The sequence below is a fragment of the Nocardioides ultimimeridianus genome, assembly GCF_054777895.1.
In genome coordinates this window covers 17,387-35,224 of record NZ_BAAHAB010000008.1, presented here as the reverse complement: position 1 = coordinate 35,224, position 17,838 = coordinate 17,387, and the positions used below count along the sequence as shown (strand labels likewise).

The 17,838-nt window shown below is 71.9% G+C and carries 21 protein-coding genes; 13 read left to right on the top strand and 8 right to left on the bottom strand.

What is annotated here, in order from left to right; translation table 11 throughout:
* Positions 1 to 151: 151 nt before the first annotated feature.
* The gene (locus ACYU8V_RS08660) at positions 152 to 466 is read right to left on the bottom strand and encodes an ATPase, T2SS/T4P/T4SS family (protein ID WP_460846673.1); all 315 of its coding nucleotides are present in this window, start codon (positions 464 to 466) and stop codon (positions 152 to 154) included.
* A 32-nt stretch (positions 467 to 498) separates the two neighbouring features.
* Between ACYU8V_RS08660 and ACYU8V_RS08655 the strand changes: the two genes are divergently transcribed.
* The 12 genes from ACYU8V_RS08655 (at position 499) to ACYU8V_RS08600 (ending at position 9,681) form a co-directional block, all read left to right on the top strand.
* Complete coding sequence (locus ACYU8V_RS08655) at positions 499 to 2,100, top strand: recombinase family protein (RefSeq protein WP_460846671.1); 1,602 nt, start codon at positions 499 to 501, stop codon at positions 2,098 to 2,100.
* A gap of 50 nt (positions 2,101 to 2,150) precedes the next feature.
* The gene (locus ACYU8V_RS08650) at positions 2,151 to 2,333 is read left to right on the top strand and encodes a hypothetical protein (RefSeq protein WP_460846668.1); all 183 of its coding nucleotides are present in this window, start codon (positions 2,151 to 2,153) and stop codon (positions 2,331 to 2,333) included.
* A gap of 592 nt (positions 2,334 to 2,925) precedes the next feature.
* A complete protein-coding gene (locus ACYU8V_RS08645) occupies positions 2,926 to 4,041 on the top strand; it encodes a hypothetical protein (protein WP_460846666.1) in 1,116 nt (371 codons plus the stop codon).
* A 989-nt stretch (positions 4,042 to 5,030) separates the two neighbouring features.
* Positions 5,031 to 5,405, top strand: a complete 375-nt coding sequence (locus ACYU8V_RS08640) for a hypothetical protein (RefSeq protein WP_460846665.1) — start codon at positions 5,031 to 5,033, stop codon at positions 5,403 to 5,405.
* 2 nt (positions 5,406 to 5,407) lie between these two features.
* The gene (locus tag ACYU8V_RS08635; RefSeq protein WP_460846664.1) at positions 5,408 to 6,268 is read left to right on the top strand and encodes a hypothetical protein; all 861 of its coding nucleotides are present in this window, start codon (positions 5,408 to 5,410) and stop codon (positions 6,266 to 6,268) included.
* Positions 6,265 to 6,474, top strand: a complete 210-nt coding sequence (locus ACYU8V_RS08630; protein WP_460846662.1) for a hypothetical protein — start codon at positions 6,265 to 6,267, stop codon at positions 6,472 to 6,474. Before ACYU8V_RS08635 ends, ACYU8V_RS08630 begins: the two co-directional genes overlap by 4 nt.
* A 452-nt stretch (positions 6,475 to 6,926) precedes the next feature.
* Positions 6,927 to 7,136, top strand: a complete 210-nt coding sequence (locus ACYU8V_RS08625; protein ID WP_460846661.1) for a hypothetical protein — start codon at positions 6,927 to 6,929, stop codon at positions 7,134 to 7,136.
* Positions 7,137 to 7,185: 49 nt separating this feature from the next.
* Positions 7,186 to 8,502 (top strand): hypothetical protein, encoded by a 1,317-nt coding sequence (locus ACYU8V_RS08620; protein ID WP_460846659.1) that lies wholly within the window; start codon positions 7,186 to 7,188, stop codon positions 8,500 to 8,502.
* An 8-nt stretch (positions 8,503 to 8,510) separates the two neighbouring features.
* Entirely contained in the window at positions 8,511 to 8,660 is a 150-nt protein-coding gene (locus tag ACYU8V_RS08615; RefSeq protein ID WP_460846657.1) for a hypothetical protein, read from the top strand.
* A complete protein-coding gene (locus tag ACYU8V_RS08610) occupies positions 8,657 to 8,944 on the top strand; it encodes a hypothetical protein (RefSeq protein WP_460846656.1) in 288 nt (95 codons plus the stop codon). Before ACYU8V_RS08615 ends, ACYU8V_RS08610 begins: the two co-directional genes overlap by 4 nt.
* A 301-nt stretch (positions 8,945 to 9,245) precedes the next feature.
* Complete coding sequence (locus ACYU8V_RS08605) at positions 9,246 to 9,482, top strand: hypothetical protein (protein ID WP_460846655.1); 237 nt, start codon at positions 9,246 to 9,248, stop codon at positions 9,480 to 9,482.
* 40 nt (positions 9,483 to 9,522) lie between these two features.
* Positions 9,523 to 9,681 carry a hypothetical protein gene (locus ACYU8V_RS08600; protein ID WP_460846654.1) on the top strand — a complete coding sequence of 53 codons (159 nt, stop codon included), beginning with the start codon at positions 9,523 to 9,525 and terminating at the stop codon, positions 9,679 to 9,681.
* A gap of 69 nt (positions 9,682 to 9,750) precedes the next feature.
* On the opposite strand, the gene ACYU8V_RS08595 is transcribed toward ACYU8V_RS08600, so the two are convergent.
* The 3 genes from ACYU8V_RS08595 to ssd are packed head-to-tail and all read right to left on the bottom strand — an operon-like array spanning position 9,751 to position 12,089.
* Positions 9,751 to 9,996: a hypothetical protein gene (locus tag ACYU8V_RS08595; RefSeq protein ID WP_460846653.1), complete on the bottom strand. Its 246-nt coding sequence runs from the start codon at positions 9,994 to 9,996 to the stop codon at positions 9,751 to 9,753.
* Between the two features lie 54 nt (positions 9,997 to 10,050).
* Positions 10,051 to 11,031 (bottom strand): TadA family conjugal transfer-associated ATPase, encoded by a 981-nt coding sequence (locus ACYU8V_RS08590; protein ID WP_460846651.1) that lies wholly within the window; start codon positions 11,029 to 11,031, stop codon positions 10,051 to 10,053.
* Complete coding sequence (gene ssd, locus ACYU8V_RS08585) at positions 11,031 to 12,089, bottom strand: septum site-determining protein Ssd (protein WP_460846650.1); 1,059 nt, start codon at positions 12,087 to 12,089, stop codon at positions 11,031 to 11,033. Before ssd ends, ACYU8V_RS08590 begins: the two co-directional genes overlap by 1 nt.
* Before the next feature lie 128 nt (positions 12,090 to 12,217).
* On the opposite strand from ssd, the gene ACYU8V_RS08580 reads away from it, so the two are divergent.
* Positions 12,218 to 13,015, top strand: coding sequence for an HAD family hydrolase (locus ACYU8V_RS08580; RefSeq protein ID WP_460846648.1), 798 nt, complete (start codon positions 12,218 to 12,220; stop codon positions 13,013 to 13,015).
* A gap of 307 nt (positions 13,016 to 13,322) precedes the next feature.
* Here ACYU8V_RS08580 and ACYU8V_RS08575 read toward each other — a convergent pair whose 3' ends face one another.
* Genes ACYU8V_RS08575 through ACYU8V_RS08560 form a run of 4 tightly spaced genes read right to left on the bottom strand, consistent with a single transcriptional unit; the run spans position 13,323 to position 17,791 of the window.
* Positions 13,323 to 14,906 carry an AMP-binding protein gene (locus tag ACYU8V_RS08575; RefSeq protein WP_460846646.1) on the bottom strand — a complete coding sequence of 528 codons (1,584 nt, stop codon included), beginning with the start codon at positions 14,904 to 14,906 and terminating at the stop codon, positions 13,323 to 13,325.
* Positions 14,899 to 15,846 (bottom strand): alpha/beta hydrolase, encoded by a 948-nt coding sequence (locus ACYU8V_RS08570; RefSeq protein WP_460846644.1) that lies wholly within the window; start codon positions 15,844 to 15,846, stop codon positions 14,899 to 14,901. The genes ACYU8V_RS08575 and ACYU8V_RS08570 overlap by 8 nt, the downstream gene beginning before the upstream one ends.
* Complete coding sequence (locus ACYU8V_RS08565) at positions 15,843 to 16,472, bottom strand: TetR/AcrR family transcriptional regulator (RefSeq protein WP_460846643.1); 630 nt, start codon at positions 16,470 to 16,472, stop codon at positions 15,843 to 15,845. Before ACYU8V_RS08565 ends, ACYU8V_RS08570 begins: the two co-directional genes overlap by 4 nt.
* Positions 16,469 to 17,791 (bottom strand): flavin-containing monooxygenase, encoded by a 1,323-nt coding sequence (locus tag ACYU8V_RS08560; RefSeq protein ID WP_460846641.1) that lies wholly within the window; start codon positions 17,789 to 17,791, stop codon positions 16,469 to 16,471. Before ACYU8V_RS08560 ends, ACYU8V_RS08565 begins: the two co-directional genes overlap by 4 nt.
* Positions 17,792 to 17,838 lie beyond the last annotated feature (47 nt).

Here is a 17,838-nt window from a genome sequence, read left to right as displayed (position 1 = left end):
GACCGGTCCGCCCAGGCCACCAGCGCGCCGATCCCGAGCACGACGATCCACGCCGAGGTGGGCCGCCGCGGGCCGCCGGCGCCCGGGGCGGTCGCCCGCGCCGGCACCAGCAACCACATCGCCGCCGCGGCCGCGGCGAGCGCCCAGCCGGTCATCGCCGCCGCTCCTCGATCAGCCCGGCGAGGGCGTCCGCCGCCGCACCCACCGTGAAGCGACCGTCCGGACCGACGCGGCAGGCGGTGACGGTGCGGACCAGCCCCGCCTCGGTGCGTTCGAGGACGGCGATCTCGCCGAGCCGCCGCCCGCCACGGTCGCGCACCATGTGCAGCACCACGTCGAGGGCGGACGCGAGTTGACTGTGCGCGGCCTCCCGGCCCAGGCCAGCGGTCAGGGCCAGCGCCTCGACGCGCGCCGGGACGTCGGCGGCCGAGTTGGCGTGCAGCGTGCCGCAGCCGCCCGGATGCAACGACTAGTGTTCAGTGCAGTGGAGGTCACCCAATGAGCAAGCGCGTTCCAACCGTAATCATCTACCTACGCCTGAGCCGCGATTCCGACTCCTCGACGTCGATCGCAGCGCAGCGCCGCCGCTGCATGGCTTACGCGAAGGCCCGGGGCTGGCGCGTGCTCTTCGTGTCGGACGAGGACGTAGACGTCTCCGGCGCGAAGCGCCTAGAGGACCGGCCCGGAATGGCGCGCGTCCTCGCCGCCCTGCCAAGCGCGGACTACGTCCTCGCGTGGAAGTTGGACCGCTACGCGCGCTCCGTTCTGGAGTTCTCGCGCCTCATGCACGCGGCCGAGGAAGCGAGGACGTCGCTCGTCACCGAGGACGGCACGCTCTCGCCGGAGACGTCGAAACTCGTCGTGCAGGTGCTCTCGGCGTTCGCGGAGTACGAGCGCGACATGATCAAAGCCCGGATCGCCGGGAACAAGGAGCACCTTCGCGAGGTCGGCTCGTGGCTCGGCGGGGCTGCCCCGTACGGCTACAAGATCGTCCGTCGTGGCCGAGGCGCGTACCTCGACCTCGACCCCGAGTCGGCCGCCGTCGCGCGCGAGTGCGCCGACCGCCTGATCCATCACGGCGCAACGCTCGCCGGGCTCGCTCGCGAACTCGACGAGCGCGGCATCCTGCCCCCGGCCGACCACGCACGGAAGCGTGACGGCCGTCCGGTGCGCGGCACGAAGTGGAGCCCGACGACCCTTCGCGACGTCCTGATCTCACCCGTAGCGCGTGGCTACCTCGTCAAGGCAGACCCGAACAAGCCCCGGACCGCACTCCACCTCGTGCCGGTGCTCGACGCCGACGGAACGCCGCACCGGGTCGGCCCGGAACTCCTCGACTCGGCGACGTGGGCCGCCGTGCGCGACGTGATCGAGTCGCGCTCCGTCGGCCGGGGCTCGTCCCGTGCGGGCCGCGCCATGCTCCTGCACGTCGCCTCGTGCGCGCTCTGTGACGGGCCGATGTACCGACAGACCCGCGCCGTCAACGGCGTGGACTATTCGACGTACGTCTGTCCGAACGGGATCGGGAAGCACGGCTCGCACGAGTCCAACATCGTGCAGTCGGCCGGACTAGAGGCACAGGTCGAGGACGCCTTCCTCCGTGCCTTCGGACGAACCGTCCTCATGTCCCCGGCGATCACCGAGGGTCGCGACGTCGGCCGCGAGATCCGCGAGACCGAGGAGGCTCTCGACAACCTCGCCGGGAACCTCGCTGCCCTTCCCCCTGGTGGTCGCTCGGCGCAGACCGTCACGGGGCAGATCACGGCGCTCGAAGCCCGCCTAGAGAACCTTCAGCGCGAGGCCGAGGTCCCGACCCGGCGCGAGTGGATCTCGGACGGCACGACGGTCGCCGAGGAGTGGAGAAGCCGCGACACGATCGGCCGGAACACACTCCTCCGCGACTTCGGCACGCGGGTCGCTGTGACCCCGCTCCCGAGGAGCGCGGAGCGCCGCTTCACCCGCGATCGGTCCGAAGTCACCTTCGACGGCCCGGCATGGTTCCGCGAGGACCCTGCCCTCGCCGAACTAGAAGCGATCGCCCGCGTCGAGGACGGCACGTCGAGCGGGCCGAGCGTGTCGGACGTCCGCGAGACGATCTGATCATGGCCGTACTGACCACCACACCCGCACACCTAGAGGAGACTGGACCCATGAGCACGATCACCATTCCCGCCGACTACCCGGTCCGGCCCACCGACGGCACCGGGCCGAACGATGCGACGTGCGGGGAGTGTGGCCTGTCATGGGACGACTCGATCTCGACGTCGATGACGCCGGTCCCCGCTGGCCGCTGCCCGTTCGAGTACTTCCACGAGGACGCCGACGAGGACTGACACAGCCCCGTCGCTGCACGCGAGAGCCCTGCCCGGTACGACGCCGGAGCGGGGCTCTCGGCGTTTCCCGGCGATGTAAGGGGCACCGCTGCCCGTTTACACGCGCTCACGCCGGGCCGAAGGCCGCTCGAAGCGCCGGAGGACGACATCGAGGAGTGCAACAACGCGTAAGGGTGACTCTTTCTATCCCTTCCTGTTCCGGCTTATAGGTCGTCTCTCTCATACAAGTAATAGAATAGGGAGAAGAACTGTCACCCTTACGCGTTCTTGCACTACCTCGCCCGCTCCGGCTCGCAGCCCGCCCTCCTCGGCGTTGAGCAACGCTCGGCCCGCTGGCCCACTACTCCCCCGAGCAGAAGCCACGATGCGGGCGGATTACTCCTTCGTGAGCACGTCGGCCGGTCCCGGCCATTTGCTCCCCTGAGCCAAGGCACGACGTCAGGCCCTTTCCAACCCTGCACGTCGCGCCCTCTCAATCTCCCCGGTCCGGCGTGTCTTGGCGGTCGCGCCGGACCGGGTCGAGGTCTCCCGGACCTCACGCACGCAACCGCCTACCGCCAACACCGCCAACCGCCGAAGGACCCCAACCGCCATGTCTGACCTGAACCCCGTCGAGGCCGCGATCCGCGACCACGTAGACACTCGCTATCCCGAGTGGCACAAGCGCGCCGAAGAGCCCATCGAGTCCCGCTCCGGAGCCCGTTACCGCCCGTACGACGTCGCCTCACTCCTCGCCCCGGCGCTGGTCGCCGTAGGCCTCTTCCTCTTCGACAACGGCTACGGCCCCCGGCTCCTCGTGTCGGCGTCGGGGAGGCAGTTCACCCGTGACTCGATCCGCGACATGATCGCCGCCGCCCTCGCCGCTCACCCCGACGGCGCTCTCCGCGCCTCCGTCGGCGGGCCGACGTTCTGGGAGCACGTCTACGGCCGTCTCCCGGACTACGACGGCGAGAACGAGATCCAGCGCGTCAAGCCAGAGGCGACCTCGACGAAGACGCCGGGCGACTACGTCCGCGAGTACCGCGCCCGTCAGGTCGAGAACGAGCGCGCCTCGGCGCGCGCCTTCCTCGAAGCGGTCCGGGACAAACTGCCCGACGGCGAGCGCGTCGCTACGACGGCCCTCTACGACGCCGCACGCGCCAACATCGGCCGCAAGATGACCGAGGCGCGCGAGGGTGTCGGCTCGTGGGCTGTGTCCGACGAGGACGGCCCGACGTGGGCGCTCCCCGGTAAGCGCCTGTTCTACGACGTCGCCGACGACGTCCTCGGCGCTCGTCGCCGCAACGGCCGGGGCTACTTCTTCGTGATCCGCCACGTCGTCCGCCGCCTGAAGGAGGCAACCGTGAACGTCCTTCTCCGCGCGACCGAGGTCCTCGGTCACGGCCCCCGCACCGCCGAGGAGGCCGAAGCGTTCGCCGACGCCGCCGTGGCCGAGGCTCTCGCTCTCGCTCCGGCGACGAGGCCGGAGTCCTACGACCCGCGCCTCCTCGCCCTGCCGCGAAGCGTGCTCTTCGCCCTGGCGGAGCCCGGCGACCACTCGCGCCGCATGTTCGCGACGGTCGCGACCGAGCACCTGAGGCGCAACCCCGACGCGCGTCCGGCGATCGTCGAGGTCGCTCGCGCGCTCCGAGACGGCGACCCGGACGGACTCGTCGAGGAGGCCCGTGCGATGTGCGCCGACGCCCTGATCGAGGAGGCGAGCGCGTGACGGCCCGACTCTGCCGGGTGTGTGGGCTCGCTCTGCCCGAGCAAACCGGCCGAGGCCGCCGACGCCTCGCGCACACCGGGACGTGCACGGCGAAGCGCAACCGCTCGCGGGACGAGGCTCGAAGGTGGGATCGCCTCGCCGCGCTCCTCGGTCGCCGGACGGATCTCCCCGGCGCTCGCGACCTGCCGGAGACCGACGTCGCGCCGGACGACCTCGACGCCGTACGGCTCGCGAGCGCGGGCTATCACGACGCCCTCGCTCCGATCCTCGACCCGTACGACGCCGACGGCCGTCGGATCGAGCGGGAGGCACTCTCCGAGGCGCGCAGCGCAGGCCTGCCCCGCGACGCGCGGCCGACGCGCACGCCCGCCCCGTGGGAGCCACAGAGGGCACACGCTGCCGCGCATCGCGCTGCACGTGAGCGCCGCGACGAGATCCTCGCCGACTCAGGCGAGAGGGACGCGAACCTCACCGGCCCGGCCGTCGATGCGGTCGTCCGGTGTCTCGACTGCCCGGTCCTGGCGCACCTCGGTTACAGAGGGACGTTCACCTCGGCGTCTCTGCTGAACCTCCGCGCCGTCGCCGAGGACCGTCGCCTTCAGCGGACGTTGCGCGCTGTGGATGACCTCATGCGGCACTAGATCCGCCCCTTACTAGTGGAGCGGCCGGGTACCGCCGCTCGCCTTTCCCGAGGGTGGAGACGGAAGAGCCCCGCACTGTTCGAGCGCGTTCGCGTGCTCCGGTGCGGGGCTCTTCGCTTGCCCTCTTCCGTCCCGCCCTACCGAAGCCGAAAGGAGCGCACCTATGGATCTCTGCCCTGTGTGCGGTCGCGAAGTCACGCAACCCGAGACCGGCCGACCTCGCATCTACGACCGCGACACCTGCAAGAAGCGCGCCTACGAGCGCCGCCGCGACGCGCGCCTACTCGCGCGCGTGCGTGCTCTCGCCGCGACCGTCACTGACCTCGACCGACCCGAAGGAACCGAAGCATGACCACACCCCTGACCCTGATCGAAGGCCTGATCGCTGAGGCGCAGAAGGCCGCCGACCGCGTGAAGGCCCAACGCGACGAGCGCGCCGCACGCGCCGCCTCGCAGGACTCCGCCTACGCCGCTCTCGGCGCTCTTCTCGGCGCTCCTGAGCCCGAGTCCCGGCCGACGGCCGCCGAGCCCGTGAGCGCCTCTCAGAGCGCCGCAGAGACCGCGCCGGAGCCGATCGACTGGACCGAGACCGACGCCCGCGTCGTCGCCACGAAGGCGACGGCCGAGACGCCCACGCCTGACCCGGCTCCTGCCGCGTCTTCCGAGCCCGGCACCGATGCCGCGTTGCTCGCGATGCTCAACCCCGCCACCGAGGAGAACTGACCATGACCGCCACCGACACGACTCTCCGCCTCCGGCAGGTCACTTCCGCTCTTCACCTCCTGAGGGACTACGGCGGCACCGTTCCGCCCGCGCTCGACGAGGCCCGCGACCTGATCCGCGCCGCTCGCATCCTGACGGCCGAGACTCGCATGAGCCCGACGGCCGTCGCCGCTCGCTCCGTGCTCCTCGCGCCCGACCGGGCGAAGGCTCTCGAAACGGCCGCGAAGGCTCGCGCCGTCGAGGCCGCTCGCATGGAGATCGCCTCCGGGCTCTCAGAGGCCGCCGCCGACAACGCCGTGCGCGTGTTCGTCGAGAACGCCGACGAGATCGCCGACGCGATTCTCGCGAGCCCTCGTCTCGCTGAGGCCTTCGAGCGCGTGAGCGTCGCCGTCGAGCGCGTCCCGGCGTCGGCCGCCGCCTCGCCTCGGCCGGACGACCTCGACGCCCTGGCAGACGTCGCGATCCTCCGTCGTGCCTCGGCTCCGTTCGACCGGCTCCTCGTCTCGCTCGTTGCGGTCGGTCTGTTTGCCGAGGACTACGGCGTCGAAGGAGCGGCCGGGCTCCTGTACGCAGACCCGACCGAGGCCGATCCCCTCGCCGTTCGGCGCGCGCTTCGTGGTGTCCGGCCCGGCGTCCCGGATCTGTCCGTGTGGACCGTGTCCACGACGAAGGCCGCCTCGCCGGAGCCGTTCGCCCCTCAGGGTGTCCCGGCCGCGATCCTCGCCGGTACGCCCGGCGTCCGACTGTCGCTCGCGACGTCGGCCGAGGAGTTCCACCGCCGCATCTCGCACGTGCTCCGGGAAGAGCCCGCACCGATCACCCTCGGCGCGGACGAGGGCAAGCGCGCAGGACTCGTCCTGTGACCGGGGTCGAGGACGGACCCGTGCGCGACGAGCACGGCCGCATCCTCGACGGCGTCACGTTCGACTCGACCGACGAGGAGATCCGCGCGGCCGTTGCCCGGCGTGACGCCGAGGACGCCCGTAACGTCGAGGTCCTTCGCCGGATGCGCCGTGACTTCGGCTCGGCGTCGTACGTCGGCGGACCGCCCGACCGCTGGCGGCCGTGAGCCGCACTGCCTCCGGTAAGTGGAAGGCCACCCGTGCCCGCGTCATCCGGCGTGCACGGGTGGCCGCACGCGAGGCCGGGCACCCGGAGTGGACGGCGTGCGCGCTGTGCTCGCGGCCGGTCTACTTCGATGCGCCGTGGAAGTCGCACGGAGCCGCACAGGTAGACCACGTCGTGAGCCCGCTCGATCGACCCGATCTCGAGTTCGTCCTCTCGAACCTTCGAGTCGCGCACCGGTCATGCAACGCGAGCCGAGGCAGGCCCGGACACGCGCGCCGCGTCGAGCGACGAAGCGCAGTCGATAGCGAGCCGATCCGGTCCTCCCGCGACTGGTGAGCACCCGCGACCCCTGGGGAGGGACCCCCTCGACACCGCCCCGGGTCACTCCCCCGGCATTGAGCCCCCTCCCCGAGACCTTTTCCGCCATTCGGCCCGAGAAAGGACCGAGCACCCATGACTGACCCCCTGAAGGGCTCTGACAGGCGCGCCGCGCTCGAAGCCCTCCGCGACCGCCTCGCCGACGGCATCGAAGCCGCGAGCCCGAGAGACCTCGGACCCCTCGGCCGCCTCTACGCGCAGGTCCTCCGCGACCTCGCCGACCTGCCCGCCCCACCCGAGAGGAGTCCTCTTGCTGACGCCCTCGCCGCCGCCGCCGAGGCTTAGGCGCCAACCACCCGGCAACACCGGCCGCGCCGTCGCCCTGGCGCGCATCATGGCCGCACTCGGCGCGCCTCCTGACCCGTGGCAGGCCGACGCGCTCGTCGCGATGATGCCGACCCGCCCTGACGGCTCTTGGGCCGCCTCCCGCTCCGGCGTGAGTGTCTGCCGTCAACAGGGCAAGGGCTGGCTGATCGAGGCCCTCGTCCTCGACGCCCTCCTCGTCCGTGGCGAGCGCGTCGTCTGGACCGCCCACCTCGTGCAGACCGCCGCGAACGGCTTCGAGCGTCTCCTCGCCTACTTCGAGAGCCCGGAACTCTCCGGTCTCGTGCGCCGGATCGTCCGCACGAACGGCCGCGAAGCCGTCTACCTGCACAACGGCGGAAGCGTCCGGCTCGTCTCCCGCTCGAAGTCATCGGGCCGAGGCCTCTCCGCCGATCTGCTGATCCTCGACGAGGCGCAGGAACTCTCCGACGAGACCTTCGCCGCGCTCCTCCCTGTCGTCTCGGCGTCGCCCTCGCCGCGAGTCGCGCTCTTCGGCTCGCCGGTCACTCCGGCCGCCGACGGCACCGTGTTTACACGCTTCCGCGACTCGGCGATCGCAGGCCTCGACGACGATCTCGCGTGGGTCGAGTACGGAGCCGAGCCGACCGACGACTTCAACGACGAAGCCGTGTGGGCGAAGGCTTGCCCGGCGCTCGGTCACCGGCTCCGCGTCGAGACCGTCCGCGCCGAGCGCGCCGCGATGGAGGACCGGATCTTCGGCGCGGAGCGCCTCGGGATCTGGTACGGCGACGCCCTCGCCTCCGTCATCCCGGCCGAGGTCTGGCAGGCCCTCGAAGACGACGAGGACCCGGTCTCTCGCCCCGTCTTCGCCGTGGACGTCTCGCCCGACCGATCCCGCGCAGCGATCGCCGTCGCCGCCTACCTCGACGACGGCCGGATCTCGCTCCAACTCGCGGCATCCGGCGACGGCACGGCGTGGGTAGCGGAGCGTCTCGCCGAACTGAAGGCGAAGCACCGGCCCCACGCGATCGTCCTCGACTCCGTCGGCCCGGCGTCCTCGCTCCTCCGCGACATGCGCCGCGCGCACGTCGGCCGGATCACCGAACTCTCGACGACCGACGTCGTCCGAGCCTCGGCCGATCTCTACGACGCCGTCACGGCCGGGACGATCACGCATCCCGGCGAGCCCCGCCTCGACGCGGCCGTGTCCGGCGCGACGCGTCGAAAGGTCGGCGAGGGCTGGGCATGGGACCGCCGAGGAGACGCGGACATTACGCCCCTCGTCGCCGCGACCTTCGCCCGCTTCGCCCTGACTCGCTACAAGCGCCCTGGCGAGTCCGCCCCATCAATCACCGTCATTCAGTGAGGAGACGCATGTTCCCGTTCAGCACCGCGACCCGCGAGGAGTGGGTCGCCTACAACGAGGCCGAGGCCGAGTTCGCCGAGTCCATCGGCGAGCACGAGCGCGCCGCGCAGCACCGCGCCAACATCGAGGCCGCCGACGCGATGGAGTGGAGCAAGTGACGAAGCCCGACCCGGCCTTGACCGCCGCCGAGCACTACCTCCGCGCGACGGCCGCTCTCGCCGCCGCGAGCGATCCGGCCGTCGTCCGGCGCGGACAGCCCGTCGTCTCGCGATACCTCGCCCTCGCGGACGTACACGCCCGCCTAGCCGCTCTCCCGGCATCGCTCGCCGAGGAGGCCGCCGCGCTCTACGCCGAGCGCGTCGCAGAGGCCGCAGCGGAGGCCGAGGCGAAGGCCGCCGAGCGTGAGGCCGAGCCCGCCGAGTGGCTAGTGAGTCCGTCGTGACCGGCCGGTGCTGCACCCTCTGCCGGACTCCGATCACGGCCGACAACGGGCTCGCCGACCGGCGAGCGTCGGACGGCTTCGCCGCTCGTTGCCGCACCTGCCATGCCGAAGCGGCACGGCTTCGCTACTGGTCGAACCCAGCGCGCTACCGGGCTCGGATGCGAGAGCGATACGCCGCCAACATCGAGGCCGAGCGCCAACGAGCGCGCGCCCGCAACCGACGCCGGAAGGAAGGCACCGCGTGACCCAACGAGGACACACCCGGGACCGTCAAGCCCGCGAGCGAGCCACACGGGTACGCGTGCGCGATCTCCACGCCCGCGCGCAGGAGGTCGCACGAGCGATCGCCTACGTCCGCGCAGGAGGCCCGATCGGCGACGAGCCCGTTCGCCCCTACCTCCGCGAGGTCGAGGAACTCGAAGCGATTCACAACGCCTTCGCCTCCGTCGGAGAGTTCGACGATCTCCCGGTCCGGCGCGTCCGGAGCCTGCCCGAGCAGACGATCCGCGACTCGCTTCCCTTCCTCGTCCGCAAGTGACTTCCCTCCCGCTCCCGAGACCCCGAGAGGAGGTTCCCGCATGTACTCGATCCACGAACTCGCCTCGCTCCTCGGCGTCTCGCACGACGCCGTGATCGCCGAGGCCGCGACCCGCGCGCACGTCGGCGTCGGCTCCGGCGTCCGTGTCTCGCACAAGGTCGCCGAGGCGATCGCGACCGCGCTCGGCAAGAGCCTCTGAAGTAGCAAGAGCCCCGGCTCTCCCCGCACCGAAGCGGAGGAGGCCGGGGCTCTTCGGCGTTTTTGCCCCCTACGCCGCGCGAGCGCGCATCGTCGCGAGCACGAGTCGAGCCTCGGCCGCCGCGAGCGTGACGGTCGCGAAGGTCTCCTCGCCGCAGTCGAGCCCGACGAGCGCCTCGGCGTCCTCGGCCCCGAGGTCGAGCATGTCCTCGACGAGATCGTCTACCTCGTCGGCGAACGAGGTCGAGTCGAAGATGTCCTCGTCGGGGTCGATCGTGTGCAGGAGTTCGGCGGCAAGAGTCTGAAGAGTGTTCACGCCGGGAACCGTAGATCATTGTCTACTCCGTCGGTAGACTATGCGTAAGACGCCTTACGCGACTCTCGGATCGAATGCCGCGCTGACCTGCACCGACGCCCGCGCGATGCCCTGAGGATCGACCCACGTAAGGACGGCGTGTCGTCCGAGTCTCGTGTATGGTTTGAGCAAGCACCCGCCCTCGTGGCCGGTGTTCATGGCGGCGAGGAGGTCGACGACGGCGGCGTCGCGGACCTCGCCCACCACCAGCCGGTCCGGTCGCATCCGCAGCGCCTGCCGGACCAGGTCGCGCAGCACCACCGCGCCGCCGCCCTCGATGTTGGGAGGTCGCGCCTCGAGGCCGACCACCTGGGGATGGTCCGGCCGCAGCTCCGCGGCGTCCTCGGCGACCACGATCCGCTCGCCCGCCGGGACCTCGCCCAGCAGTGCGGACAGCAGCGTGGTCTTGCCGCTGCCCGTGCCGCCGGAGACCAGGAACGCCAGCCGCGCCCGCACGACCAGACGCACCAGCTCGGCGGTCTCCTCGGTCAGGGTGCCCGCGGCGCGCAGCTCGCCGAGGGTGAAGCCGCCGGCCCGCGGCACCCGCAGCGAGATGGCGGTGCCCGGGTGCGCGAGCGGCGCCAGCACCGCGTGGCAGCGGGTGCCGTCGGGCAGCCGGACGTCGGCGTACGGCGCCGCGTCGTCCAGCCTCCTCCCCCCGCTCGCGACCAGCCGTTGCGCGAGCCGCCGGCACTCCTCCTCGGAGCCGATCCGGATCTCGGTGAGCTCCGGTCCGTCGCCGCGGTCGATGCGCACCGGGCCGGCCCCGTTGACGAGCACGTCGGTCACGCCGGGCGTCCTGAGCAGCGGCTCGAGTGGGCCGGCTCCGACCATGTCCCGCCGCAGCGCCTCGTAGACGGACAGGACCGTCGCGTCGCCGACCGGCCGGCCGGTGGCACGCAGGGCCTCCGCGACCCGGTGCGGGGTGAGCGCGCCGGGCGTGTGGGCGAGGTGCGAGCGCGCCGCCTCCAGGAGCGGGGTGAGCGCGCGGTCCATCACGACCGGGCCTCGACGGTCGCCAGGACCTCCGCACAGGCCCGCGCCAGCGGACCGCGACCCGACCGCAACGGCCCGAGGCCGAGGTCGATGCTCTCGTTCACCGCACGCTGGTCGCGCATCTGTGTGACGACCGGCAGCCGGACCGCCCGCGCGACCTCCGCGGCGCTGAGCGACTCGCCGCGCAGCACGAGACCGACGTGCGGGTGCTCGCCGAACCGCGCCCGCATCCGGGCAGCGCCGGCCACGCCCGCGACCCCGGCCACCGTCATCACCAGCAGCTGGTCGCAGCGCGAGGCGACCTCGTCGATGAGCCGGTCGGGGGTGCGGGGCAGGTCGAGCACCACCGTGCGGTGACCGCGCCGCGCGGCCGAGAGGGCCTCCCGCACCGCGAACGCCTGGAGGGTCTGCGGCGTGGCGTCGACGTACCAGGACAGCACGCCGAGTCGGCCGCGCCGGGGCAGCGCCTCGCGCAGGGCCCGCGCCGACAGCCGGCCGGTCGTCGTGCACAGCGCGTCCCAGCGGAAGCCCTCGGTGCTCTCCATGCCGAGGACCCGGTCCAGGCCCGGGCCCTGCGGATCGCAGTCGATCACCGCGGTCTCCCCCGCGCGCTGGGCCCACTGCCCCAGCGCGCAGGCGAACGTGGTCGCGCCGGCGCCACCGGTGCCACCGATGACGCCGATGACGCGGCCGCGCTCGGGCCGGTCCTCGGTGATGTCGGCGAGCAGCTCGACGACCCAGCCGGCGGAGACGGTCACGTCGACGACCTGCCGAGCGCCGAGCGCGAGTGCCAGCGGGTAGGCCCGGTCCGGCGCCGGCCCGCGGGTCACCACATAGGTGTGGTCGCGCGTCTCGGGGGCGACCTCGGCGAGGGCCTCGGCGAGGTCGGCGCCGACCAGCACGACGGGGGCGCGCGTCCAGCGGCGTACGGCTTCGAAGGGGTCGCGGGCGACGTCGGGCGCGACGTCGGCGGCGGCGCTGAGCTGCATGAGCTCGTTGAGCAGGTCGTCATCGGTGGTCACCAGGAGGGGTGCGGGTGGAAGGGGTGTCGTGGTCATGGCCATCTCCTCGCCAGCCACCGACATCGCCACTCCACGGCCGCCGCGGCCTGTGGACAGAGACGGTTCTCCACAGCCGATCTGCCCGGAACTGCGCTGTTTTGTTACGTGAGTGACACCATGGCCGCATGGCGGGCCGAGCAGCGGCGTTCTTCGACCTCGACAAGACGATCATCGCCAAGTCGAGCGTGTTGGCGTTCAGCAAGCCGTTCCAGGCCGGGGGGCTGATCTCGCGGCGCTCGGTGCTGCGCTCGGCGTACGCGCAGTTCCTGTTCATGGTGGGCGGCGCCGACCACGACCAGGTCGAGAAGATGCGTCAGTTCATGTCCACCCTCGTCGCCGGGTGGGACGTCGCCACCGTGCGCGAGATCGTCGCCGACACGCTGCACAACGTCGTCGACCCGATCGTGTACGACGAGGCCGTGCGCCTTATCGAGGAGCACCACGCCGCCGGCCGCGAGGTCGTCATCGTCTCCACCTCCGGCAGCGAGGTCGTCGAGCCCATCGGCGCGATGCTCGGCGCGGACCGCGTCGTCGCGACCCGACTGGCGGCCGAGGACGGGCGCTACACCGGCGAGATCGACTACTACGCCTACGCCGAGGAGAAGGCGAACGCGATCCGCGAGCTCGCCGCCCTGCGCGGCTATGACCTCGCGCGCAGCTACGGCTACAGCGACTCGATCACCGATGTGCCGATGCTCGAGGCCGTCGGCTTCCCGCACGCGGTCAACCCGGACAAGGAGCTGCGCAAGGTCGCGGCCGAGCGCGGCTGGCCGGTGCTGGTCTTCGTCAAGCCGGTAGCGCTGCAGTCACGGCTCCCGCTGCCGCCACCGAAGCCCACTCTCGCGGCGCTCGCCGTGGGTGGCGTGGTCGCGGTCGGAGCGGCGGTCTGGATCGGCGTACGCCGCTCCCGCGAGACCGCCTGAAGCACCGCCTGAAGCACCGGCCGGCTCTGCGCCGGATGCGACACAGTTCTGTCCACGGTGCCCTCCGCCGACCCAAAAGACAAGCCTTGAACCGCGGCCCAGCCCGGCGTAGAAAGGTCAGCAGAACTCGATAGAGCAACACGTGACCCAGGTACCCACGCGGCGATCTACCCTTCCTAATTGGGCGCTGACCGGACGGGACACTCCCGAGGCAGTAGTTGACCGATGCACGCCTGGTAGCCAGCGGATCACGTGTCAGCAGTGGCACCCGGGAGGCATGACCGCCCGGGTGCCACTTGCGTTTTCGTCAGCTCGAGATCGACTCGACGTCGTAGCGACGCTCCCGCCCGTCCCGCGTCCACACCGGGTCGCCGGTGGCCAGGCCCTGGGCGCGCAGCTCGCGCTTGAGGACCTTGTTGGTCGCCGTGCTGGGCAGGGCGGCGGCGATCCGCACGTGCCGGGGCCAGGCCTTGGGCGACAGGTCGGGCTGGGCGGCCAGGAAGGCCGCGAAGTCCTCCGGCGTCAGGGACGCACCGGAGCGGAGCACCAGCGCGCACATCAGCTGGTCGCCGACGTCGTCCGCGACGGCGTACACGGCCGCCTGGGAGATCGCGGGGTGGCGCAGCAGCAGCTGCTCGACGGGCGCCGCGGCGAGGTTCTCGCCGTCGACCCGCAGCCAGTCGTCGGTGCGGCCGGCGAGGAAGACGAAGCCGTCGGCGTCGCGGTAGGCGAGGTCACCGGACCAGTACATGCCCCCGTCGAGGCGCTCGGCGGTCGCCCGCTCGTCGTTGTAGTAGCCGCCGAAGAACCCGGCGCCCTGGGTGTTGACCAGCTCGCCGACGGCCTCGTCGAGGTTGGTGATCCGCCCGTCCGCGTCGTACGTCGCACGCGGGCACTCGGTCCGCGTCACCCGGTCGTAGACCGCGACCCCGTCGAACGGCACCCCGATCGAGCCCGGCGGCGTGGCCTCGTCGCGGGTGATGATGATGGCGTTCTCGGTGGAGCCGAAGCCGTCCCAGACCGAGCACCCGAACCGCCGCGCGAACTCGCCGATGTCGCGCTCGGAGGCCTCGTTCCCGAAGGCGAAGCGCAGCGGGTTGTCGGCGTCGTCGGGCCGCTCGGGCGTCGCGAGGACGTAGGCGAGCGGCTTCCCGACGTAGTTGAGGTACGTCGCGCCGTACCGCCGCACGTCGCTGAGGAACCCGGTCGCGGAGAACTCCGCCACCGCCAGCGCGGCGCCCGACGCCGCGGCGACCGCGAATCCGGCCATCACCGCGTTGCTGTGGAACAGCGGCATCGAGCAGTAGACGACGTCCGCGCCGCCCAGGCCGTACTTCTCGGCCAGGACCGAGCCCGCCATCGTCACCATGAAGTGCGCGACCTGCACGGCCTTGGGCTCGCCGCTCGTGCCGGAGGTGAAGATGAGCATGAAGGTGTCCATCGCCCCGACGTCGGGAAACCCGTCGGTCGTGGTCGCGGCTGCGCCCACCCGCTCCCGCCAGTCCGTGGCGTCGGTGTCGATCACGGTCGCCCCGCCGAGATCGAGCCCGGCCAGCAGCGGCAGGTGCGCGCTGTCGGTCAGCAGGACGGCACAGTCGGCACGGCGTACGTCGGACGCGAGCGCCTCTCCGCGACGGGTCGTGTTGATGCCGGCGGTGACGTGCCCGCCGATGGCGCCGGCGGCCAGGGCGAGCGCCATCTCCGGGCTGTTCGGGAGGAGTACGCCGACGTGCGGCCGCCCGACGTCCCCGGCCAGCTCGCGCAGGGCGTGGGCCCGGGCCGCCGCTCCGGCGATGACCTCGCGCCACGACCAGGTCAGGTCGCCGTGCTTCATCCCGGTGTCCTCGCTCCCGGCGTGCTGCAGGAGGAGGTCGCGGACGGTGTCAGGCACGGGCGCTCTCCACTGCAACCGGAGAGGTCGCCGGAGAGGTCGCCGGGGCGGCCACCGCCAGGTGCCGGCGCAGGAAGTGCAGGGCATGCGCGACGGCTGGCTCGTGGAAGGGCTTGCCGGCGAACAGGTCGAAGTGGTCGGCGGGGTAGTGCCGCACCTCGGCCCGCCCCGCGAACGCCGCCTTCATCGCGGCGTGCTGGGGCGCGCTGCGGTCGAAGTCGGCGACCTGCACCAGCCACGGCGCCTCCAGCGAGGCCGCCGCCCTGAGCGGTGCCCGCGACCCGAGCTCGAGGACCACGTCGGCCGCGATCTCGTTGCGCCAGGTCGGCCCGGCGATGGCGAGGTAGTCCTCGAGCGCGCCGTCGAGGGTCAGCGCACCGGGCTCCCCGGGACGCGCGACGACGGGCATCATCGCGGGGCCCCGGCCGGCCCGGCGGCGTACGGCGCTCGCGAGGCCGCGGCCCGTCGAGGCGGCCAGCCGGCCGGCGCTGTGGTGCCGCGTGGCCAGCCGGGCGGCGGCCAGCCCGTCGACCATCGGCACGACGGAGACCACCGCGGCGACGTCGGGGCGGGAGGCGGCGACCGACACGACGTGGCCGCCGGCCAGCGAGACGCCCCACACCGCGACCCGCGAGGGGTCGACGCCGGCCAGCGCCTTGGCCGCGTCGATCGCGGCGTGCCAGTCGGCGACCTGGTCGGCCAGCGACACCGTCTGGCGCGGCGAGCCGGCCGCCACGTCGGAGGCGCCGAAGCCGCGGTAGTCGAAGGTGACCGCGTGCAGCCCGGCGGCCGCGAACGCCTCGGCGAACGGGAACAGGCCGGAGTCCTGGGTGCCGGCGAGGCCGTGACCGAGGACGACCACGGGCGCGCCCTCCGGCCCGGGGAAGTGGGTGGCGGCGCAGCGCACGCCGGCGGAGCGGAAGTCGAACGAGGTGCTCACGAAGTGCTCCCGTAGATGCTCTGGATCCAGATGTGGGTGATGGCGTCGATGTGCGCCTCGCGCTCGGGTCCGACCCCGAGGGCGTGCCGCTCGACGGCGTGGTCGTTGAGGTCGAGCAGCACGGCGGCCAGGGCCGACGCGTCGACGCCGGCGGTGGCGTGGCCGACCGCGCGCTCGCGCTCGATCATCTCCGCGACCATGCCCGCGAACTCCGCACGCCCGGCGTCCCACAGCTCGCGGACGGCCGGGCTGGCGGCGCGCGCCTCGAGGAGGGCGCGGTAGGTGTGCGGCGTACGGTCCACCGACGCGAACAGCGTGGCGATGACGGTGCGGATGCGCTCGCGCGGGTCGCCCTCGGCCTTGACCAGCAGGTCGGTGGCGTCCGAGGCGTCGTCGTACAGCTCGGCCATCAGCGCCAGGACGGCGGTCGCCTTGCTCTCGAAGTAGAAGTAGAACGCCGACCGGGTCACGCCCGCGCGCCGCGAGATCTCCGCGACGTTCACCTCCTCCAGCGTCTGCTCGCGGAGCAGGTCGTCGAGGGCCGCCAGCAGGGCACTACGCCGTTGGTCCCCACGGTTGACGCTGCGCCGGTCGACCATCCGTGCCCACAGGCGCTCGTCGCTCATCGGCGTACCCCTGCCCGGGCGAGGCCCGCGGGGATCTCCTTGACCCGCAGGTCGTGCTCGTAGAGGAAGTAGTCGAGCTGCTGGGTGTGCCGCGGCCGCTGCACCATGTGCGCGGTGTACTTGTGGGTGTCCTCGTCGATCACCCGCTCCATCTCGGCCACGCTCGGCGGCGTGTAGCGCCCGACCAGCCAGGCCGCCACCAGCCGCGTCTGGCACTCGACGAAAGGGAACAGCGTCGGCGTGGACTGGGCGAAGCCGATGAACGCGACGTCGTCCATGCCGGGCTTGAAGATCCGCTTGTAGAGGCGGATGTGGTTCTCCGGCGCGCTGATCACGTCCTCGTCGAAGAACGGGAAGGTGATGTTGTAGCCGGTGGCGTGGATGACGACGTCGAAGTCCTCCGACGTGCCGTCCTCGAAGTGCACGGTCGGCCCGTCCCACCGCGAGATGTCGCCCTTGGCGCGCAGGTCGCCCGACCCGAGCCGTAGCGGCAGCTCGACCGACTGGGTCGGGTGGGCCTCGAAGAACTTGTGGTTGGGCGTGGGCAGCCCGTAGTCCTCGGGCCGCCCGGCCGTCATCGGCTGCATCACCTGGACGAACTTGCGCTGCCACGCGAACGGGATGTGCGGCGAGGTCCTGTAGTACTTGTCGGCGGGCTTGCCGGCGAAGTACTTCGGCACGATCCACGCGCTGGAGCGGGTCGAGATCACCACCTCGTTGTCGAGGGTCCTGCTGGACAGCTCGACGGCGATGTCGGCGGCACTGTTGCCCAGCCCGATGATCAGGATCCGCTTGCCGGTGAGGTCGTACGGCGTGCGCGGGTCGATGTAGGCGTGCGAGTGCATCGTCAGGCCGGTGAACTCACCGGGCTTGTCGGCGAAGCGCGGATCCCAGTGGTGCCCGTTGGCGACCAGGAGCACGTCGAAGCGGCGTACGCCGGTCCGCTGGGTCTCCAGCTCCCAGCCGCCCTCAGCAAGGCGGCGGGCGTGGACGACCCCGTTCTCGAACTCGATGTTCTTCCGGATGTCGAAGGCGTCCGCGTAGGCGTCGAGGTAGTCCTTGACCTGGGTGTGGTGCGGGAAGTCCGGGTAGTCCGCGGGCATCGGGAAGTCCTTGAAGGACAGCTGGTGCTTCGAGGTGTCGATGTGCAGCGAGCGGTAGGCGCTGCTGTGGCCGTTGGGGTTGCCGAAGGCCCAGTTGCCGCCGACCCGGTCCGAGGACTCGAAGGTCGCGAACTCCACGCCGTAGTCGGCCAGCATCTTGCTCATCGTCAGGCCGCTGATGCCGGCGCCGATGACGGCGACCGTGGGTCTGTTCATCCGTGCTCCTCGACCGATCCTTGACAAACGGGGGTGATGGCGGTCAC

Bases quoted from the DNA above. Each gene is read 5' to 3' on its own strand.
- ACYU8V_RS08655 (WP_460846671.1), top strand. From the start codon at position 499: ATGAGCAAGCGCGTTCCAACCGTAATCATCTACCTACGCCTGAGCCGC.
- ACYU8V_RS08650 (WP_460846668.1), top strand. From the start codon at position 2,151: ATGAGCACGATCACCATTCCCGCCGACTACCCGGTCCGGCCCACCGAC.
- ACYU8V_RS08645 (WP_460846666.1), top strand. From the start codon at position 2,926: ATGTCTGACCTGAACCCCGTCGAGGCCGCGATCCGCGACCACGTAGAC.
- ACYU8V_RS08640 (WP_460846665.1), top strand. From the start codon at position 5,031: ATGACCACACCCCTGACCCTGATCGAAGGCCTGATCGCTGAGGCGCAG.
- ACYU8V_RS08635 (WP_460846664.1), top strand. From the start codon at position 5,408: ATGACCGCCACCGACACGACTCTCCGCCTCCGGCAGGTCACTTCCGCT.
- ACYU8V_RS08625 (WP_460846661.1), top strand. From the start codon at position 6,927: ATGACTGACCCCCTGAAGGGCTCTGACAGGCGCGCCGCGCTCGAAGCC.
- ACYU8V_RS08620 (WP_460846659.1), top strand. From the start codon at position 7,186: ATGGCCGCACTCGGCGCGCCTCCTGACCCGTGGCAGGCCGACGCGCTC.
- ACYU8V_RS08615 (WP_460846657.1), top strand. From the start codon at position 8,511: ATGTTCCCGTTCAGCACCGCGACCCGCGAGGAGTGGGTCGCCTACAAC.
- ACYU8V_RS08600 (WP_460846654.1), top strand. From the start codon at position 9,523: ATGTACTCGATCCACGAACTCGCCTCGCTCCTCGGCGTCTCGCACGAC.
- ACYU8V_RS08590 (WP_460846651.1), bottom strand. From the start codon at position 11,031: ATGGACCGCGCGCTCACCCCGCTCCTGGAGGCGGCGCGCTCGCACCTC.
- ssd (WP_460846650.1), bottom strand. From the start codon at position 12,089: ATGACCACGACACCCCTTCCACCCGCACCCCTCCTGGTGACCACCGAT.
- ACYU8V_RS08580 (WP_460846648.1), top strand. From the start codon at position 12,218: ATGGCGGGCCGAGCAGCGGCGTTCTTCGACCTCGACAAGACGATCATC.
- ACYU8V_RS08565 (WP_460846643.1), bottom strand. From the start codon at position 16,472: ATGAGCGACGAGCGCCTGTGGGCACGGATGGTCGACCGGCGCAGCGTC.
- ACYU8V_RS08560 (WP_460846641.1), bottom strand. From the start codon at position 17,791: ATGAACAGACCCACGGTCGCCGTCATCGGCGCCGGCATCAGCGGCCTG.